This is a genomic window from Kocuria rhizosphaerae (genome assembly GCF_044462265.1).
GTDB lineage: Bacteria > Actinomycetota > Actinomycetes > Actinomycetales > Micrococcaceae > Kocuria > Kocuria rhizosphaerae.
Genome location: NZ_JBISWL010000135.1, coordinates 1 through 17,129, shown reverse-complemented (window position 1 = coordinate 17,129; position 17,129 = coordinate 1). Strand labels below are relative to the sequence as shown.

15 protein-coding genes and 1 riboswitch are annotated in these 17,129 nt (G+C 72.0%); of the genes, 9 read left to right on the top strand and 6 right to left on the bottom strand.

What is annotated here, in order from left to right; genetic code table 11:
* Positions 1-53 precede the first annotated feature (53 nt).
* Positions 54-1,472: an NtaA/DmoA family FMN-dependent monooxygenase gene (locus ACH9EU_RS15790; protein WP_396414854.1), complete on the bottom strand. Its 1,419-nt coding sequence runs from the start codon at positions 1,470-1,472 to the stop codon at positions 54-56.
* A 79-nt stretch (positions 1,473-1,551) separates the two neighbouring features.
* A riboswitch (SAM riboswitch) is annotated at positions 1,552-1,666 on the bottom strand.
* Positions 1,667-1,743: 77 nt separating this feature from the next.
* Entirely contained in the window at positions 1,744-2,208 is a 465-nt protein-coding gene (locus ACH9EU_RS15785) for a CoA-binding protein (protein WP_396414853.1), read from the bottom strand.
* 221 nt (positions 2,209-2,429) lie between these two features.
* On the opposite strand from ACH9EU_RS15785, the gene ACH9EU_RS15780 reads away from it, so the two are divergent.
* The 3 genes from ACH9EU_RS15780 to ACH9EU_RS15770 all read left to right on the top strand — a co-directional run bounded on the left by ACH9EU_RS15780 (position 2,430) and on the right by ACH9EU_RS15770 (position 7,514).
* Complete coding sequence (locus tag ACH9EU_RS15780) at positions 2,430-3,428, top strand: hypothetical protein (RefSeq protein ID WP_396414852.1); 999 nt, start codon at positions 2,430-2,432, stop codon at positions 3,426-3,428.
* Positions 3,425-5,554: an AMP-binding protein gene (locus ACH9EU_RS15775; RefSeq protein ID WP_396414851.1), complete on the top strand. Its 2,130-nt coding sequence runs from the start codon at positions 3,425-3,427 to the stop codon at positions 5,552-5,554. The genes ACH9EU_RS15780 and ACH9EU_RS15775 overlap by 4 nt, the downstream gene beginning before the upstream one ends.
* A 577-nt stretch (positions 5,555-6,131) precedes the next feature.
* On the top strand, positions 6,132-7,514 hold the full coding sequence (locus ACH9EU_RS15770; RefSeq protein WP_396414850.1) for a peptidoglycan DD-metalloendopeptidase family protein: 1,383 nt from the start codon (positions 6,132-6,134) through the stop codon (positions 7,512-7,514).
* 60 nt (positions 7,515-7,574) lie between these two features.
* On the opposite strand, the gene ACH9EU_RS15765 is transcribed toward ACH9EU_RS15770, so the two are convergent.
* From ACH9EU_RS15765 to ACH9EU_RS15755, 3 genes are read right to left on the bottom strand one after another with little or no spacing between them, the layout of a single operon-like run.
* Positions 7,575-8,141, bottom strand: coding sequence for a hypothetical protein (locus ACH9EU_RS15765; protein WP_396414849.1), 567 nt, complete (start codon positions 8,139-8,141; stop codon positions 7,575-7,577).
* Positions 8,142-8,145: 4 nt separating this feature from the next.
* Positions 8,146-8,871, bottom strand: a complete 726-nt coding sequence (locus ACH9EU_RS15760; protein WP_396414848.1) for a hypothetical protein — start codon at positions 8,869-8,871, stop codon at positions 8,146-8,148.
* Between the two features lie 28 nt (positions 8,872-8,899).
* Positions 8,900-9,793: a DUF2589 domain-containing protein gene (locus ACH9EU_RS15755; protein ID WP_396414847.1), complete on the bottom strand. Its 894-nt coding sequence runs from the start codon at positions 9,791-9,793 to the stop codon at positions 8,900-8,902.
* 358 nt (positions 9,794-10,151) lie between these two features.
* Between ACH9EU_RS15755 and ACH9EU_RS15750 the strand changes: the two genes are divergently transcribed.
* The 6 genes from ACH9EU_RS15750 to ACH9EU_RS15725 all read left to right on the top strand — a co-directional run bounded on the left by ACH9EU_RS15750 (position 10,152) and on the right by ACH9EU_RS15725 (position 16,478).
* Complete coding sequence (locus tag ACH9EU_RS15750) at positions 10,152-11,060, top strand: peptidoglycan-binding protein (RefSeq protein ID WP_396414846.1); 909 nt, start codon at positions 10,152-10,154, stop codon at positions 11,058-11,060.
* Positions 11,061-11,163: 103 nt separating this feature from the next.
* A complete protein-coding gene (locus tag ACH9EU_RS15745; protein WP_396414845.1) occupies positions 11,164-11,901 on the top strand; it encodes a succinate dehydrogenase in 738 nt (245 codons plus the stop codon).
* A 56-nt stretch (positions 11,902-11,957) separates the two neighbouring features.
* Complete coding sequence (locus ACH9EU_RS15740; protein WP_396414844.1) at positions 11,958-12,680, top strand: 2Fe-2S iron-sulfur cluster-binding protein; 723 nt, start codon at positions 11,958-11,960, stop codon at positions 12,678-12,680.
* Positions 12,681-12,761: 81 nt separating this feature from the next.
* Positions 12,762-14,381, top strand: a complete 1,620-nt coding sequence (locus ACH9EU_RS15735; protein WP_396414843.1) for an SLC13 family permease — start codon at positions 12,762-12,764, stop codon at positions 14,379-14,381.
* A gap of 262 nt (positions 14,382-14,643) precedes the next feature.
* Entirely contained in the window at positions 14,644-15,987 is a 1,344-nt protein-coding gene (locus ACH9EU_RS15730) for an aminotransferase class I/II-fold pyridoxal phosphate-dependent enzyme (protein WP_396414842.1), read from the top strand.
* Positions 15,984-16,478 carry a CoA-binding protein gene (locus ACH9EU_RS15725; RefSeq protein WP_396414841.1) on the top strand — a complete coding sequence of 165 codons (495 nt, stop codon included), beginning with the start codon at positions 15,984-15,986 and terminating at the stop codon, positions 16,476-16,478. The genes ACH9EU_RS15730 and ACH9EU_RS15725 overlap by 4 nt, the downstream gene beginning before the upstream one ends.
* A 47-nt stretch (positions 16,479-16,525) precedes the next feature.
* Here the strand turns inward: ACH9EU_RS15725 and ACH9EU_RS15720 are convergent, their stop codons facing one another.
* Positions 16,526-17,047 carry an OsmC family protein gene (locus ACH9EU_RS15720; protein ID WP_396414840.1) on the bottom strand — a complete coding sequence of 174 codons (522 nt, stop codon included), beginning with the start codon at positions 17,045-17,047 and terminating at the stop codon, positions 16,526-16,528.
* Positions 17,048-17,129 lie beyond the last annotated feature (82 nt).

Here is a 17,129-nt window from a genome sequence, read left to right as displayed (position 1 = left end):
CGGGGGCGCCCTCCGGCGTCGAGCACGCGGCGCTCAGCGCGCCGCGCCGCGGCTCAGAAGATCAGCTCGCGGGCGGGGGTGTCCGCGGCGGAGGGCTTGCCCGCGTACGCGCCCCGGTACCGCGCGGCCGGGTGCGTGTCGAGCACCCGGGTCTGGCCCTGGCCGTAGAGGTTCTCGCGCAGCGTGGTGCCCTCGTAGGCGGTCCGGTAGCGGCCGCGCTTCTGCAGCTCCGGGACGACCCACTCGATGAAGTCCTCGAACGAGCCGGGGGACACGTGGTAGGCGAGGTTGACCCCGTCCAGACCGCCGTCGTCGATCCACCGTTCGAGCTCGTCCGCCACGGTCTGGGGGGAACCGACGATCGGCACACCCATGCCGCCCATGGAGATGTGCTTGGCGACCTCCTTGACCGTCCACTTCTTGTTCGGGTCCGCCGTCGTGAACGGGGTGAGGAAGGACTGGATGGACTCCGTCTTGATGTACTCGAGGACGTCGTTCTCGTCGTAGCGGCCCAGATCCACGCCGGACCAGCCGCCCACGAGGCCCAGCGCGCCGTCGGTGTCGGCGTACTGCTCGTAGTCCCGGCGCTTCTGCTCGGCCTTCGCGTCCGTCTCGTCGACGATCACGTGCAGCATGGCGAAGATCTTGAGGTCGTCCCGGTGACGGCCGTTGGCCTCCGCCTCGTCGCGCAGCTTGTCGGTGACCACGCGCGTGAGGTCCGGGCGGATCCCGCCCACGAACACCGCCTCGGCGTGGCGCCCGGCGAACGCGCGGCCGCGCGGGGAGGCGCCGGCCTGGAAGATCAGCGGTGTGCGCTGCGGGGACGGCTCGGTGAGCCCGATGCCCGGGACGTCGAAGTACTTGCCGTGGTGCTGGATGGGGTGCACGAGGGCCGGGTCGGCGAAGACCCCGTTCCTGCGGTCGCGCTTGACCGCCCCCTCCTCCCAGGACCCCTCCCAGAGCTTGTAGCAGACGTCCATGAACTCCTCGGCGATCTCGTACCGCTCGTCGTGGGAGATCTGGTCGTTGAGCCCGTGGTTCTCCGCCGCGGACTTCAGGTAGGAGGTGACCACGTTGAAGCCGATCCGGCCCCGGGTGAGGTGGTCGAGGGTCGCGAACTTCCGGGCCAGCGGGTACGGCTGCTCGTAGGTGATCGCACTGGTCACCCCGAAGCCCAGGTGCTTCGTCACGGCGGCCATCGCCGAGATCTGCATGAAGGGGTCGTTGACCGGGATCTGCGTGGCGTCCTTGATCACCGGCGCCGCCGAGTTCTTGTAGACGTCGTAGTAGCCGACGACGTCGGCGAGGAACATCGCGTCGAACAGGCCCTTCTCGAGCAGCTGGGCGACGTCCGTCCAGTACTCGATGGTGTTGTACTCGTCGGCCCGCGAACGCGGGTGCTTCCACAGACCGGGGGCCTGGTGGCCGACGCAGGTCATGTCGAAGGCGTTCAGGGCGATGCGCTTGCTCATGGGTGATCCTCTCGGATGGCTCGTGACCCGCGTCCCGTGCGTCCTGAGACCTGCCCGCGGATCCGACGCACTGTGCTGGGCGCCGTACTTGCCGCGGAGTGGGTTCACCGCGGCCCGATGCTCATCTGGGGCACCCCGCTACGGGAGAGGGTTGCCGCCCGACCAGCCAGAGCTTCACGTCGGGTCTCGTCATCGTCGTCGCCGATCAGCTTACCGGGTTCCCCCGCGTCGGGGACAACCCGGGCCGCCCGCGGTGCCGGGCCGGCACGGCTCAGGCGGGCGGGGACAGCGGCGGCGTGCGGCCCGGCTCCAGCCGCCAGCCACGGCGCAGCCGGGCCCGCAGCTCGATCAGCGGGCACGCGTCCACGACGACCTCGAGGCCCGCCCGCTCGGCTCTCGCGGCGGCGGCGCGGTCGAGGACGCCCAGCTGCATCCAGACCGCCCCGGCGCCTGCCTCGATGGCCTGGTCCACGACCCTGCCCACGCGGCGGGAGTTGACGAAGCAGTCGACGACGTCGACGGGTCCGGGGACCTCCCCGACCGTCCGGAACCCGGGCTCCCCGTGGACGGCCTCGCCCTTGGGGTTCACCGGCACGATCGTCATGCCGAGGTCGTCCCGGATCCGCACGGCCACCGAGTGGGCCGGCCGTGCGGTATTGCCGGTCAGCCCCACCACGGCCCACCGGCCCGGCCGTGTCAGCAGACGGTCGATCACGGCCGGGTCGTTGTCGTCCATGCCTCCAGCCTGACACGACGGCCCGCGTCCCGCGAGGGCGCCCGCCCCTCCCGCCCTCCCCGCGAGTTGGCGGAAGAGGGCCACCGGGGGGTGCCGCGTGGCCGGCTTCCGCGATCTCGCGGGCGCCGGCGCCGGTCTCGCGCGCACTTCCCCGGGGACTCGGACTCCACCTCCGTGCGGATCCGCCGCACGCGGCGGCACCATCCGGCTTGACTGCTCCCGTGCCCGCTCCCCGCCCTGTTCCCGCAGCCCTGGCCCTCGGGCCCTTCACCGTCCACGAGGCCGACGCCCTCGGCGTCACCGCCTCACAGCGACGACGACGCCGGTACGGCACCGTCTCCCGCGGCGTGCACGAGGTGGTCCGCGGCGGACAGGACACGGACCCTTCTCCCGCCGGACGGTTGACGGCCCGTGCCAGGCCGGTCCTCCGGCTCACGCCGCACGCCGTGGTCGGCCACGCCGGTGCCGGCCTGCTGTGGGGCCTGCGCCTGCCGCGCCGGATGCAGGACCCCGAGCCCCTGCACCTCACCCGGGCCGACGACGGCGTGGTGTGCGAGCACCGTCACGGGCTGCGCAGCGGGATCCCTCCCCTCCTCGCACGTCCCGAGCTGATCCGGTCCCTGGACCGCTGGCCCGGGCATCGCGGGGTGCGCAGGCTGCGGACCGCCGTGGAGCTCTCGGTCCCGGGTGCGGACTCGGCGCCCGAGACCGAGCTGCGCCTGCTGCTCCAGGAGCACGGGATCGCCGGTCTTGCCCTGGACCTCAGGATCGTCGCACCGGACGGCACGGAGGTCCTCCCCGACATCGCCGTCGAGGCGGCCCGCGTCAGCGTCCAGGACGAGGGCGCCCACCACGACCGCCCCGGACAGCGGGAGATCGACATCCGCCGGCAACGGCGGACCCAGGCTGCGGGGTGGACCGAGGTCCGCATCACGCAGCGGGACCTCGTCGACCACGTCGTGACGGGGCCGGGCCGGGAGGGGCCGGGAGCCCGGTATTTGCCAGCGGGGGCGGGAACGGCGTTCAATGATCCGGTCACCACCCCGAGCGGCCGAGAGACCTGGCTCGCCGACGTCGCAGAAGCCGGCACGGATCCGTGCGAGGCGCCAGGACCGGTGGAGCCGTTCCCGAGCATCCGGAGCTCCGTGCAACGTGCCCGTCACACGGACCTGCCACAGTGCCCGGGTCAGCGCCGGCAGGAAAGGACCGCAGCACCGTGAGCCAGAGCTGGAGCAACCCGCACTCCCCCGCCCCGAACCCCGCGCTCGTCTCCGACGAGGCGCGGGTCGCCTTCTGGGAGGGGCAGGCGTCCCGGCTGGACTGGGCCGAGCCCTGGACGACCGCGCACCGCTTCGAGGCGCCGCGGCGGATCGGGGAGGACGAGGACGGCAGCCCCACGTGGTCCGTCCCGGAGATCGCGTGGTTCGAGGGCGGGAAGCTCAACGTCGCCCACAACTGCGTGGACCGCCACGTCGAGGCCGGCCGCGGCTCGCACGTGGCCCTGTACTTCGAGGGCGAGCCCGGCGACCGGCTCGTGCTCACGTACGCGGACCTGCAACGGGAGGTCTCCCGCGCCGCCAACGCCCTGCTCGCCCTGGGCGTGGAGCAGGGCGACCGGGTGGTGATCTACCTCCCGGTCATCCCGGAGACGGTGGTCATCACGCTGGCCTGCGCCCGCATCGGTGCCGTGCACTCGCTGGTGTTCGGGGGCTTCTCCGCCGAGGCGCTGCGCTTCCGCGTCGAGGACACCGGGGCGAAGGTCCTCGTGACCACGGACGGGCAGAACCGGCGCGGGGCCGTGGTGCCCGTCAAGGCCACCGCCGACGAGGCGTGCGGCGGCGAGAACGCGATCGAGCACGTCGTCGTCGTCCGCCGCACCTCCCGGCCGGGCCGGACGGACCTGCCCAGGGGCACCCGGGGGACGCACTCGAAGGAGGAGGACGCCGTCCCGTGGACGCGCGGGCGCGACGTGTGGTGGCACGAGCTGATCGCGGAGCAGTCCGACGTGCACGTCCCGGTGGCCTTCGACGCGGAGACCCCGCTGTTCGTCATCTACACGTCCGGCACCACCGGCCGGCCCAAGGGCCTGGTGCACACCATGGGCGGCTACCTCGTGCAGGCCGCCTACACCCACGCGCTGCTGTTCGACCTCCTCCCGGACGTGCCGGACGACGAGGGGGTGCTGCGCCCCGACGAGCTGTCCACCGTCAACGACCCGGCCAAGGTGGACTCCACGGTCCACTGGTGCACCGCGGACCTGGCGTGGGTCACCGCGCACACCTACGAGATCTACGGACCGCTGGTCAACGGCGTGTCCGAGGTGATCTACGAGGGCACGCCCAACACCCCGGACTGGGGGCGGCACTTCGAGGTGATCGAGCGCTACGGGGTCACGACCTACTACACCGCCCCGACCCTCGTCCGCTCCCTCATGGGCGCGTTCCCCAAGGGCGTGCCGCCGCTCTACAACCTCAACTCGATCCGGCTGCTCGGCTCCGTGGGGGAGTCCATCAACCCGGAGGCGTGGCGCTGGCTGCGGGCCCAGCTGGGCAGGGACGAGGTCCCCTTCGTGGACACGTGGTGGCAGTCCGAGACCGGCTCCACCGTGATGTCCCCGCGCCCGCACGACCCCCAGTTCGCGCCCCCGGGGACGTTCGACGACGACGCCCCGCGCACCGCGCTCAAGCCCGGCTGCGCCACGCGCGCGGTCCCGGGGATCTCCACGCGCGTGGTCGACGAGGCCGGCCGGACCGTCCCGCCCGGTGTGCAGGGCTTCATCGTGGTGGACCGGACCGGACCCTCCATGGCCCGCACCGTGTGGGGCGACCCGCAGCGCTACCTCTCCTCCTACTGGCAGGCCTACGCCGAGCAGGGCTGGTTCCTCGCCGGGGACGGGGCCCGCTACGACGAGGAGGGCGACGTCTACATCCTCGGGCGCGTCGACGACGTCATCAACGTCTCCGGGCACCGGCTGTCCACCATCGAGATCGAGTCGGCGCTCGTCACCCACCCGTGGGTGGTGGAGGCGGGCGCGGCGCCCGTGCGGGACGAGCTGACGGGTCACGCCGTGCTCGCCTACGTCGTCCTCACCCCCGACGGCGCGCTTGTGCCCGCGGCGGAGCTCGCCGCGGCGCTGCGGGAGCACGTGGCCCACGAGATCGGCCCGATCGCCAAGCCCAAGGCCGTCGTGGCGGTGCCGGACCTCCCCAAGACCAGGTCGGGGAAGATCACCCGCCGCCTGCTCGGCCAGCTGTGGGAGGGCGAGCCGCTCGGCGACCGGTCCTCGCTGCAGAACGAGGAGGCGCTGGAGCACATCGCGCAGGTGGTGTCGGGGTTGCGCCCCTGACCCGGCCCCACGGCGAGCAGCGCCGTACGGCACTCCCCCATCCCGGGGACGGGCGCTCCGCCGGTCGCGGCGTCCGGCAGAACGCGCCCTCCGCGTGGTGGAGACGCACGACCGGCGCAGGTGGAGACGCGCGACGCGTGCCCCCTCGTCCGGCGGCGCCGCAATGGTTCGCAACAGCAAAAAATCTTCTCGACTTCCCCCGGGGCCTGCGGTTCAATGGTGCCGAGAGACGCGGGCCCCCCGAACACCCCTCTTTCACCGTTGCGTCCCGACTGCGGGCGACCGTCCCGGGCAGCCACCCGTCCGGCACCGGCGGACCACCGCCGCCCCGATATCCACGACGATATTGATCGTGAGCTGGAAATGCCCACGCGCGTGAGAAGCAAACCGCCGGCGGCCTGTTCGGCACGTCCGCCCCGGGCATTTCCCGGAAATCCCCGGAGAATTGCCGACCGTTTCACGGGAATTCCGGATCAATTGACGGGAATTGCCGGGAACCGCATTCCGGCGGACCGCCCGGCACAATTCCGCGGGTCGCTCACGGCCACGGAACAGTGAGGGCGGAACCATGGTGAACATGTCCGTCCCGTACCGCCGGGCCGACGGAATGTGCCAGCAGCTGCAGGCCGAGATCCGGACGCGGTTCGGTGGCCGGGAGCAGAACAAAGGATTCGTCACCGGCTATCCGGAGTCGGCGCGCGACGGGCAGACCGGCGGCCACTTCCCGGACCGCCACGGCGTCGCCCACGCCTACGACATCGGCGTGGACATCGAGGCCGACGGCACGGGGCTGGAGGTCGGCGACGCCCTGTGGCTGGCCGAGCACCTGCGCCGGCTCGGCGCCGCCGGACGGCACCCGTTCTCACGGCGCGGCTACGTGATCCACGACCTCTCGAGGACGACCACGCCCGAGCCGCGCATCGCGGGCTTCCACACCGACTGGACCTGGACCGCCTACGCGGGGACGTCGCCGCACTCCGACCACATCCACGTGACCACCGGCGGGGACCAGCAGTGGGGCGGGGCCCCGCAGGTGCCGCCGTCCGTCTACGACTCGCGCGAGCCCTACGGGATCGCCGACGCGGCCTCCCCGCTGCCCTCACAGATCGCCGGATACACCCGCCCCGTCCCGGACGGCGTCCGCGTCTCGCAGGACTGGAAGGACAACCCGACGGCCGTCCTGCCGCCCGACCACTGGCTGATCAGGACCTTCGGCAACTACCAGCCCAACGGCCACACCGGCCGGGACTACGACTGCCGGCGCGGCACGGACGTCTACGCGGTGGGCCCCGGAACGGTGCTCTGGGCGGACTGGGCGACGAAGCTGCCCGGCGACGACTCCCACGCCGGATGGGCCTGCCGGTGGTACATCGCGAAGAACTTCGCCGGCATCGTCGTCGTCGTGGACCACGGGCCCTTCCTCGGGGTGTACGCCCACCTCGAGGAGACCCGGCTCAACGCCGGCGACACCGTGGCGCAGGGACAGCGGATCGCCCGGTCGGGGAACACCGGGGGCAGCACGGGTCCGCACCTGCACTTCGAGGTCATCCCGACGGCCTTCGAGTGGCACAACGGGATGTTCGGGCGGGTCGACCCCGACGCCTACCTGAAGCTGGGACCCGTCGTCGTCACCCTCGGGCACACCGGCGGCACCACCGGCGGCACGACGCCGCTCGATCCACTGGAGGAGATCATGGCCTGGTACAAGAACCGGCAGGAGTTCGAGCGTGCCATCTCGAAGGCGGTGCTCGACCAGAAGTTCGAGACGGCGGACCGGAAGAAGAGGACGTCCCTCGCCGCGGAGATCGCGTGGAACCCCCAGAACTTCGCCCAGGTCAACGCCAAGCTCGACGCCGTGGCGAAGGCCGCCGAGGAATTCCTCGCCGGGCGGGAGGCCCAGCCCCTCGACTACGAGAAGCTGGGGCGCGCCGTGGCGGAGGCGTTGCAGAAGGAGCACTGAGCCCGGCCGCGGACCGGGCCGGGCTCACCCCCGCCCGGGCCGGACGGCGGGGCACCGGGGTCAGCCGATCCGGCCGAGGGCGCGGTCGACGAAGATGAGCTCGTCGGTGCGCCCCACCAGGGCCACGAGGTGGGTGTGGACGCTCGCGAGGTCCGGGTCCTGCGCCACCTGCCGCTGCACGCACTCCAGGAACTGCTGGTGCGGGAGCCCGGCGCACCGTTCCAACAGCCCTTTGGCGACGGCGACGGCCACCACCTGCTGGGCGATGCGCTCGGCCTCCTGGAAGACGGCCTGCCGCTCGGCGATCACGGAGTGCAGCAGGGCGCTGCTTCGCTCCAGCACCCAGCTGGCGGCCGCGTCCCGCACCTTCCGGGCGGTCGGCCGGCCGGTGAACTCGATCTCGGGGTGGCGCACGCCCCGGTCCGCCTCGAGCAGGACGGCACGGCAGGCCGCGAGCTGCGAGGAGGCCGGCAGGCGGTTGTTCTCCATCGCCGTCTCGGCCCGCCGGAGCCAGGAGAGCACTGCCGCAGGGTAGTCGGAGCGGCGCTCCTGCAGACGGTCGACGAGCTGCGGCACCTGCTGCAGGAGGACGTTGATCTCCTCGTACTGGACGACGTTGAGCACCACGGGTCTACTCCGGCGTCAGGTAGTAGCCATGCCCGTCGTCGCGGGCCACCACCTCGTAGGCGTCCTCCGTGATCGTGAGCCGCAGGTGCATCACGCTCTCGTTGTGTCCGTGGGACTTGATCTCACCCGTCGCGGCCCGCACCTGCAGACCCATCGACACGACGAGCCTGCTGGCGATCAAGTCCTTCAGCGAGGCCGTCGTCGCAGCCCGCACCTCCTCGAGCCGCGGGTCGGAGAGCCCGCCGGCCGGGGCCCGGACCGCTTCGGCCACGACGTCGGCCAGCGTGGAGGCCGTCTCGTCGGGGTCCAGGAGCACGCGGTCCCCCGACTCGAACATCTCCTTGGCCCGCCGGAACGCCGCGCTGGAGACCTTGGCCAGGTCGGGGCGCGAGACGTGCACGCCGGAGTGCTTGAGCCCCTCGTTCACGGCCTTGGTCACGTCGCCGAAGGGCGGCTTCTCGAACGGGGGCCGCTCGACGGGCGGCCGGTCGGGGGGCACCTTGCCGGGAGGTGGACCCCCGCCGCTCTCGGGCAGGCCGCCCACCGCGGTGACCAGGACGGGCAGGTCCACGGTGATCTCCGGCAGCCGGAAGCGGGGCACGGGGAGGTGCTTCAGGAGGTCGTTGCGGCTGTAGGCCTCGGCGATGCGCACCGCCTCGAGGTCGGCCTGCATCCGCGCCTGCACCGCGTCGGTGAGCAGCGCCCCGATGACCTCCCCGAGCTTGGGCATCGTCAGCGTCCGTTCCGCACGGCGTCCGTCAGCTCTCGACGGGCGCGGGCGCCTTGGCCGGCTGCGCCTTGATGGCGTCCTCGAGGATGCCGAGGATCTTCTCCATGCCGGCCGGCATCTCGTCCTGCACGGCTCGGATGTGCACCGCCATCGAGTACGTGCGGTCCACCTTCGTGCCGGTCTGGGTGTTCTTCTGGTAGGACGTCGAGACCTTGAGCTTGACGGAGGCGACGGAGAACAGGGGTGGGTACTTCACGGTCGCGTCCAGGGAGGCGTCCAGCTTGAAGGACTCGTCGGTCTTGACCTCCTCGACCGAGTTGATCTTGGCGTTGAAGTCGATCGTGGTCTCCTCGATCCGGATGAACGGGATCGGGAGCATCGTGAGGATGGGCACCTCCAGCACCATGTTCTGGAACTGCGCGGGGACGGCCGGGCGGGCCTCCTCGAACACGGCCTCCAGGACCGCCCTGGTCCCGTCCGCGGGCGCCTCGACGGCGAGCTTCGGCGCCTTGGCGTAGCCGCTTCCCGGGTCGTCGACGACGACGGAGGTGACGTCGCCGCCGGCGCCGATGACCGCGGTCACCGCGAGCCCCGACCCCTCCCCCTCGTCGGAGACGGTGACCGTCGGCGCCGCGGTGTAGCCGGTGCCCGGCGTGGTGACCCGCACACCGGTCACCCGGGCCTCGGTCTCGGGCCGGAAGGGCGCCACCTCCTTCGGGTACTTGAACGAGACGTAGATCGGGTCCCCTGTCTGCGCCTTCGCCGGGTCCGCGGCGTCGCCCTGACGGAAGCCCACGGACTTGATGAAGTTCACCGAGCTCATCGCGGCCTGGGCCTGGGCATTGACCACCGCCCGCAGCGGCCCGCCCAGCATGGCCTCGAAGTCGATGGAGGACAGTTCTCGTCCCGGTTGGGTTGCCATGACGATCTCCTTCTGGTGGAACAGCCCGTGAATCATGGTCACCGAATAGCGCGAGTTTACCGCCGGGTGATATTCGCGAATGCACTCGTGATGAATCCGCAATACATTTCCTTTTGATGAATTCCGGGGCCACCCCGCCAAAGGACTCCCGTCCTCCCGGAAAGCGCGTCGATACGGCGGGTCCATTTCCCGGGGGCCTCCGTCGACATCAGGAAAACACTCGACGGCACCGTGCGGGCGGAATAACCTGTCGGTACGCGGCCCCTCCTCCCGCCATGGGGCGGCGGAACCGGCACGGGTCTCCGGGCACCCCCGCGCCGGGCCCGGTGCATCCGGCCCGGAGAGGGGTCGAGGGACCATGAGCGAGATCCAGGGATCGGTCGGAGACCACGGGGACAACCTCGCGGCCGACGTCCGGCTCGTGCAGCACCTGCTGAACCGTCAGAACCTCAGCCCGCTCCGCACGCTGGCCGAGGACGGGCGGAACGGACCCGCGACCGTCGAGGCGATCCGGCACTTCCAGACCCGGTTCCTCTCGATGTCCTCCCCCGACGGCCGGGTCGATCCCGGCGGACGAACCTTCCGCCGGCTGCGCGGCGGGACCACCGGGCGCGGGACGGGCGAGAGCACCGAGACGCGCCGGGCCGACCGGTCGCTGCGCGCCGAGCGGGTCGACCCCCGGGTCAAGGAGACTGCCGTGACCACGCGCGTCATCGACAGTCTGCTCCCCCACCTCGGCGGCCTGCGCGCCAGGATCATCGGCGGGTTCCTGTCCGACTCCGACCAGTTCTGGAAGGTCAACTACCACTGGGAGTACCTGCTCCAGATGGTGGACCACTCGTTGACGCTTCCCGTGGCGGACGCCGACCGCAAGAAGCTGCTGGCCGTCCGCTCCAGCCTCATGGGCTGCCGGCCGGACCCCGCGACCGGGTACACGAGCGGTCCCGTGGGCCGCCCCGAGGACCGCTCCTCCTACGAGGAGGCCCACCGTCGCTTCGAGGCGCTGCGCAGCGCGAAGGACGCCTTCCGCAAGGTCGTCGACCAGGCGGACCTGAAGCGCAGGAGCAGGAGGAGCCCCACGATGTTCGACCTCGCCGCGGCCCCCGTCGCCCGCCCCGGGGCGAGCAAGCACGGCCACGGGTACGCGGTGGACATCCAGGGCGACAACGCGGGGATCAGGTCCCTGTGCAGGAGCCTCGGAGCCACACTGGTCTTCGACGAGCAGAGCCACGTCCATGTGGAGTTCAGGAACGGCGTGAGCGGCTAGCCGGGACCGCCGGGCGGCCCTCGCGCCGGGTCCCGTGACGGCCTGTGACCGCGCGCGCCAGGACGTTGAGAGTTGTGACGTCTCGGTCGGCGCCCCGCCTAGGATGAATGCCGTGAACTCGACCCCCCGCCCCGAGCTGCCCGCGCCGCCCGAGCTGTCGAACACCGCCCTGAAGCTGGCCATGGCCGGCTCCGGCACGGTGTTCTCCGGCTACGTGCTGGCACACATGCTGGGCAACCTCAAGGTGTACCAGGGGCCCGAGAAGTTCGACGCCTACGCCGAGTTCCTGCGCACCGCGGGCGCCCCCGTGCTGCCGCGCGGGACCCTCTTGTGGACGGCACGCGGGGTGCTCGCCGCGAGCCTGGTCGTGCACGCCGGCGGAGCGGCCGTGCTCACGGTCCGCGCCTGGCGGGCCAACGGCACGCTGCTGCCGGGCGGCGGGCGGCGCCCGCGGGGGCGTCGTCGTTCCCCCTGGGAGGTCGTGAAGCGGTCGATGCGCAGCACGGGCGGCGTGCTGGGACTGTTCACCGTCTTCCACATCCTGGACCTGACCCTCGGCGCCCGGCCGGCCGCGGCCCGGGGCTTCGAGCCCGGCAGCGCCTACGGGAACCTCGTGGCCAGCCTGTCCCGCCCGCCGGTGGCCGCCGCCTACGCCGCGTCCATGGCGGCGCTGGCCGGCCACCTGGCCCACGGGATCCCGGAGATCGCCAACGACGTCGGCGTCGGCGGGGACCGCGAGCTCCAGCGGCGGCTTCGCCTCGGCGCCACCGCCTTCGCCGCCTTGGTGGCCGCCGGCAACACCACGATCCCGGTGGCCGTGCTGACCCGCGCCGTCCGCTGACCCCTGCTCCGCACGACTCCCCGCACGACTTCCCCACACGACAAGGACCCGAGCGAGTGACCACCTTCTCCCTGACCGTCGACGTGTGGCGCCAGACCTCCCCGGACGAGCCGGGACGTCTGGTGACCTACCGGGTCCCGGACGCGGACGCGGAGATGACCGTGCTCGAGCTGCTCGACCGCATCAACGCCGGACTCGAGGCCGCCGGCGAGACGCCCGTGGTCTTCGACGACGGCTGCCGCGAGGGCGTGTGCGGCAAGTGCGGCGTGACGGTGGACGGCGTGGCCCACGGCCCCGAGCGCAACGCCGCCAGCTGCATGCAGCACCTGGGCGCCTACCGGGACGGGGACCGCGTGCGGATCGAACCCCTGCAGGCGGCCTCCCTGCCCGTGAAGCAGGACCTCTCCGTGGACAAGAAGGCCCTGCGCCGGGTGGCGAAGGCCGGGAAGTTCCCGGTGGCCATGAAGGCGCTCGCCAACGGCGGGTGCATCAGCTGCGGCGCGTGCATCTCCTCCTGCCCCAACGGATCCGGCCAGCTGTTCGTGGGCACGATGCTCCGCGAGCTGCCCCCGCTCGCCACGAGCGACGACGAGCGCCGGGAGCGCTCCGCCAAGGTCATCGAGGCGGCCGAGGACGAGTTCGGCCCGTGCTCGCTGCTGGGCGACTGCGTGGAGGTCTGCCCGGCCGGACTGCCGCTCGAGAACCTCTCGGCCGTGGCCCGGGAGAACCTGCGCCACCGGTTCCCGCGGCTCTACCGCGACACGCCGACGGACCGGTGAGGACACTTCCGATACCTTGCCCGCCTGAGTGCACCCTGCTAGTTTTCACTGAAAACCACGATGACGTGTGAGGGCAGACACATGAGTGAGCAGTCCCGGGGCGTCGTCCCCCAGCAGGGCCAGTACGACCATGCGGCAGAGGAGACGGGCCCGGAGCGCCCGCCCGGGAAGACCTGGCTCTTCCGCGGGCTGGGGCTGGTCCTGGCGGTGGTGGTCTGGTTCCTCCTGGGCGGCACGGAGCTCTCGGCCGATGCCCGCGTCGTGGGCGCGGTCGGAACGCTCATGGCGGTCTGGTGGATCACCGAGGCGATCCCGCTGTCGGTGACCTCGCTGCTGCCGATCGTGCTCTTCCCGATGCTCACGGCGCTCACCGCCGCCGAGGCCACGGCCCCCTACGCCAACCCGATCGTGTTCCTGTTCCTGGGCGGCTTCCTGATCGCGATCGCGATGCAGAAGTGGAACCTGCACCGGCGCATCGCGCTGCTGACCCTGCGGCGGGTCGGCACCCATCCCCGCCAGATCATCCTCGGCATGATGATCTCCACCGCGTTCCTGTCGATGTGGGTGTCCAACACGGCCACCACGCTGATGATGCTGCCGATCGGGCTGAGCGTGCTGACCCTCGTGGTGGAGAACAGCCACAAGGGGGGCACGCGCGCCGAGACCGAGGCCATGGGCGAGGACATCCGTTCCGGCAAGGCCATCAGCGACGTCGTCGACGACCGCGACGTGCGGATCTTCGGGGTGGCCCTGGTCCTGTCGATCGCCTGGGCGGCCTCCATCGGCGGGCTGGGCACGCTGCTGGGCAGCCCGCCCAACGCGATCGTCGCCGGCTACATCAGCGAGGAGCTGGACCGGACCATCGGCTTCGCCCAGTGGATGATGCTCGGCCTGCCCCTGGTCGTGGTCTTCATCGGGATCGCCTGGCTGATCATCACCCGCGTGGCCTTCCGCTTCCACCTCGACGAGGTGCCCGGGGGCAAGGAGCTCATCGACGAGGAGATCGCGGCCCTGGGCCCCATGAGCCAGGGCGAGAAGATCGTGCTGGGGGTCTTCGCGACCGCGGCGTTCTTCTGGATCGTGCCCGGCCTGCTCTCCGGGATCGGCACCCTCGGGGAACAGCTGCCGTGGCTGGCGCTGTTCAACGACACGGTGATCGCCATCGGCGCCGGCGTCCTGCTCTTCCTGCTGCCCGGGGACAAGCAGGGGAACATGACCCTGGCGTGGAAGGACGCCGAGGACGGCCTGCCCTGGGGCGTGCTCCTGCTCTTCGGCGGCGGCCTCTCCCTGGCCTCGGCCGTGGCCGGCACCGGGCTCGACGCCTTCATCGGCGAGCAGGTCACCGGCCTCGGGGCCCTGCCGATCGTGCTGCTGCTGGCCGCGGTGGTGCTCCTGGTCCTGTTCCTCACCGAGATCACCAGCAACACCGCCACGGCCGCGACCTTCATCCCCATCCTGGGCGGGGTCGCCGTCGGCATCGGCGTGGACCCCACGACCCTGCTGATCCCCGCCGCCCTGGCCGCCACCTGCGCCTTCATGCTCCCGGTCGGGACCCCGCCCAACGCCATCGTCTTCGCCACCGGCCAGGTCAAGATCACCGAGATGGTCCGCGGCGGGGTGATGCTCAACGTGGTGGGCGTCATCCTCATCACCATCATGACCGTGCTGCTCGGCCCCTGGGCACTGGACCTCGTGATCTGACCCCCGCACCCACCAGGGCCCCCGGCCGCGCGACAGCGGCCGGGGGCCCTGGCACGAGACCCGGTTGGCGCGGGGAGATCCGGGGCAGCACAATGGAGGGCAGCCATCCCGAGCGGCTCCGAGACCTGGATCGACGACGCCGCGGCAGCCGAGGTCGACGTCGCAGACCGACTGCTGCTGCCGCGCGGGGAGCAGCACGCTCCCGGCCCCGGTCTCCCCGCACGGCCACCCCAGCGGCACGACCTCCCGAGGAGTTCCTCCCATGGCAGACCACCAGTTCGGGTTCCGCACGCGCGCCCTGCACGCAGGGGGCACGCCCGACGCCGAGCACGGGGCCCGCGCGGTGCCGATCTACCAGACCACCTCGTTCGTCTTCAAGGACGCCGACGACGCCGCGAACCTCTTCGCCCTGCAGAAGTACGGCAACATCTACTCCCGCATCGGCAACCCCACGGTCGCGGCCTTCGAGGAGCGCATCGCCTCCCTCGAGGGCGGCATCGGCGCGGTGGCCACGGCCTCCGGCATGTCCGCGGAGTTCCTCGTCTTCGCCGCCCTGGCCCAGGCGGGGGACCACATCGTGGCCTCCGCCCAGCTCTACGGCGGAACGGTCACCCAGCTGGACGTCACCCTGCGCCGCTTCGGCGTCGAGACCACGTTCGTCCCCGGCACGGACCCCGCCGACTACCGGGCCGCGGTGCGCCCCGGGACGAAGGCCGTCTACACGGAGGTCGTGGCGAACCCCTCCGGGGACGTCGCCGACCTCGAGGGCCTCGCCGCGGTCGCGCACGAGGCCGGCGTGCCGCTGGTCGTCGACTCGACCATGACCCCGCCCTACCTCGTCCGGCCCATCGAGCACGGCGCGGACATCGTCATCCACTCCGCCACGAAGTTCCTGGGCGGCCACGGCACCACGCTGGGCGGCGTCGTCGTCGAGTCCGGACGGTTCAACTGGGCCAACGGCAACTTCCCCTCCATGACGGAGCCCGTGCCGACCTACAACGACGTCACGTGGTGGGGGAACTTCGGGGAGTACGGGTTCCTGACCAGGCTGCGCACCGAGCAGCTGCGGGACATCGGCCCCGCCCTGGCACCCCAGTCCGCCTGGAACCTGCTCCAGGGCGTGGAGACCCTCCCGCAGCGCATGGACGCGCACCTGGCCAACGCGCAGGCCGTCTCCCGGTGGCTCGAGGACGACCCGCGCGTCTCCTACGTCAACTACGCCGGGCTGCCGAGCCACCCCCACCACGACCGGGCGCGCAAGTACCTGCCGCTGGGCCCGGGGGCGGTCTTCGCGTTCGGGGTCGCCCCCTCGGAGCAGCTCGGCGGGCGCGAGGTCGGCGCCCGGTTCATCGAGAACCTGCAGCTGGCCAGCCACCTCGCCAACATCGGCGACGCCCGCACCCTGGTCCTGCACCCGGCGTCCACCACCCACCAGCAGCTGAGCACCGAGCAGCTCGAGCGGGCCGGTGTGCGGGCGGACCTCATCCGCCTGTCCGTGGGTCTCGAGGACGTCGAGGACATCCTCTGGGACCTGGACCAGGCCCTCACCGCGGCGACCGGGCTGACCCGGGAGTCCGCCCCGACCGTCGAAGGAGCGCTCCGATGACCGCCGAGACCCGCACCTGGACGGGGCCCGGCGCCCCCGAGCGGCTGAACATCCTGCACGGCAGCGAGTCGATCGCCATCGTGGGCGCCTCCGACAAGCCGTCCCGCGCCTCGTACTTCGTCTCGACCTACCTGCTGTCCTCCTCGCCCTACCGGGTGTACTTCGTCAACCCGGTGCTGCGGGAGATCATGGGCCGGCCCGTCTACCCGTCCCTGGCGGACCTGCCGGAGGCCCCCGACGTCGTCGACGCGTTCCGGCGCCACGACGACCTGCCGGACGTGGCCCGCGACGCCGTGGCCGTCGGGGCGAAGACGCTGTGGCTGCAGCTGGGCTCCTGGCACGAGGAGGCCGCGAGGATCGCCGAGGAGGGCGGGCTCACGGTGGTCATGGACCGCTGCGTGAAGATCGAGCACGCCCGCTTCCACGGCGGGCTCCACCTGGCGGGCTTCAACACCGGGGTGATCTCCTCGAAGCGGCAGGTCCTCGCCTGAACGGTCCCGGGTCCGGGGCCCCGGGACCGTTCCCGGCGGTGCGGCGGCTACACGCGCTCGACGACGAACGTCACGTCGGTGTTCAGGCTCTGGCTGACCACGCAGTACCGCTCCGTCGACCTCGCGAGCCGCTCGAGGGCGGTGTCGTCCGCGTCGGTGTCCAGGCGGGCGGTCAGCACGACGTCCTGCACCCCCACCGGCACGGAGCGGTCGATGCCCAGCGTGCCGCGGGCGTCGAAGACGCCCTCCGCCTCCAGCTGCGCCGAGCGCACCGTCACGCCCATCGCGGTGGCGACGCTGCGCAGGGTCACGCCCGCGCACGCCACCAGCGCGTCGAGGAGCATGTCCCCGGAGCAGGCGTCGCTGCCGTCGCCGCCGGTGGCGGCGTGCGGACCGCCCCGCACGGGTCCGGCCCACGTGTCGACGGTGGTGGTCAGGCCCGGGTCCCGGAAGTCGCCGTGGGAGTGCAGGGGCGTGCGTGCCGCCTCCGGGTCCTCCCGGTAGCGCTCCTTGAGCGGAGCCTGGGTCCGGCGGAGGTCGGCGGCGGTCATGTCGGTTCGAGATTCCATGGCTTCACTGTAGAACGTCCGGGCCGGGGCGGCACCAAGCGGGCCGCTGCTCCCGCGGAGCACGAAGCCGCCCGCGAGGTTG

Coding starts and splice junctions, on each gene's coding strand:
- ACH9EU_RS15745 (WP_396414845.1), top strand. CDS start 11,164: ATGAATGCCGTGAACTCGACCCCCCGCCCCGAGCTGCCCGCGCCGCCC.
- ACH9EU_RS15790 (WP_396414854.1), bottom strand. CDS start 1,472: ATGAGCAAGCGCATCGCCCTGAACGCCTTCGACATGACCTGCGTCGGC.
- ACH9EU_RS15725 (WP_396414841.1), top strand. CDS start 15,984: ATGACCGCCGAGACCCGCACCTGGACGGGGCCCGGCGCCCCCGAGCGG.
- ACH9EU_RS15785 (WP_396414853.1), bottom strand. CDS start 2,208: ATGGACGACAACGACCCGGCCGTGATCGACCGTCTGCTGACACGGCCG.
- ACH9EU_RS15760 (WP_396414848.1), bottom strand. CDS start 8,871: ATGCCCAAGCTCGGGGAGGTCATCGGGGCGCTGCTCACCGACGCGGTG.
- ACH9EU_RS15730 (WP_396414842.1), top strand. CDS start 14,644: ATGGCAGACCACCAGTTCGGGTTCCGCACGCGCGCCCTGCACGCAGGG.
- ACH9EU_RS15755 (WP_396414847.1), bottom strand. CDS start 9,793: ATGGCAACCCAACCGGGACGAGAACTGTCCTCCATCGACTTCGAGGCC.
- ACH9EU_RS15735 (WP_396414843.1), top strand. CDS start 12,762: ATGAGTGAGCAGTCCCGGGGCGTCGTCCCCCAGCAGGGCCAGTACGAC.
- ACH9EU_RS15720 (WP_396414840.1), bottom strand. CDS start 17,047: ATGGAATCTCGAACCGACATGACCGCCGCCGACCTCCGCCGGACCCAG.
- ACH9EU_RS15770 (WP_396414850.1), top strand. CDS start 6,132: ATGTCCGTCCCGTACCGCCGGGCCGACGGAATGTGCCAGCAGCTGCAG.
- ACH9EU_RS15750 (WP_396414846.1), top strand. CDS start 10,152: ATGAGCGAGATCCAGGGATCGGTCGGAGACCACGGGGACAACCTCGCG.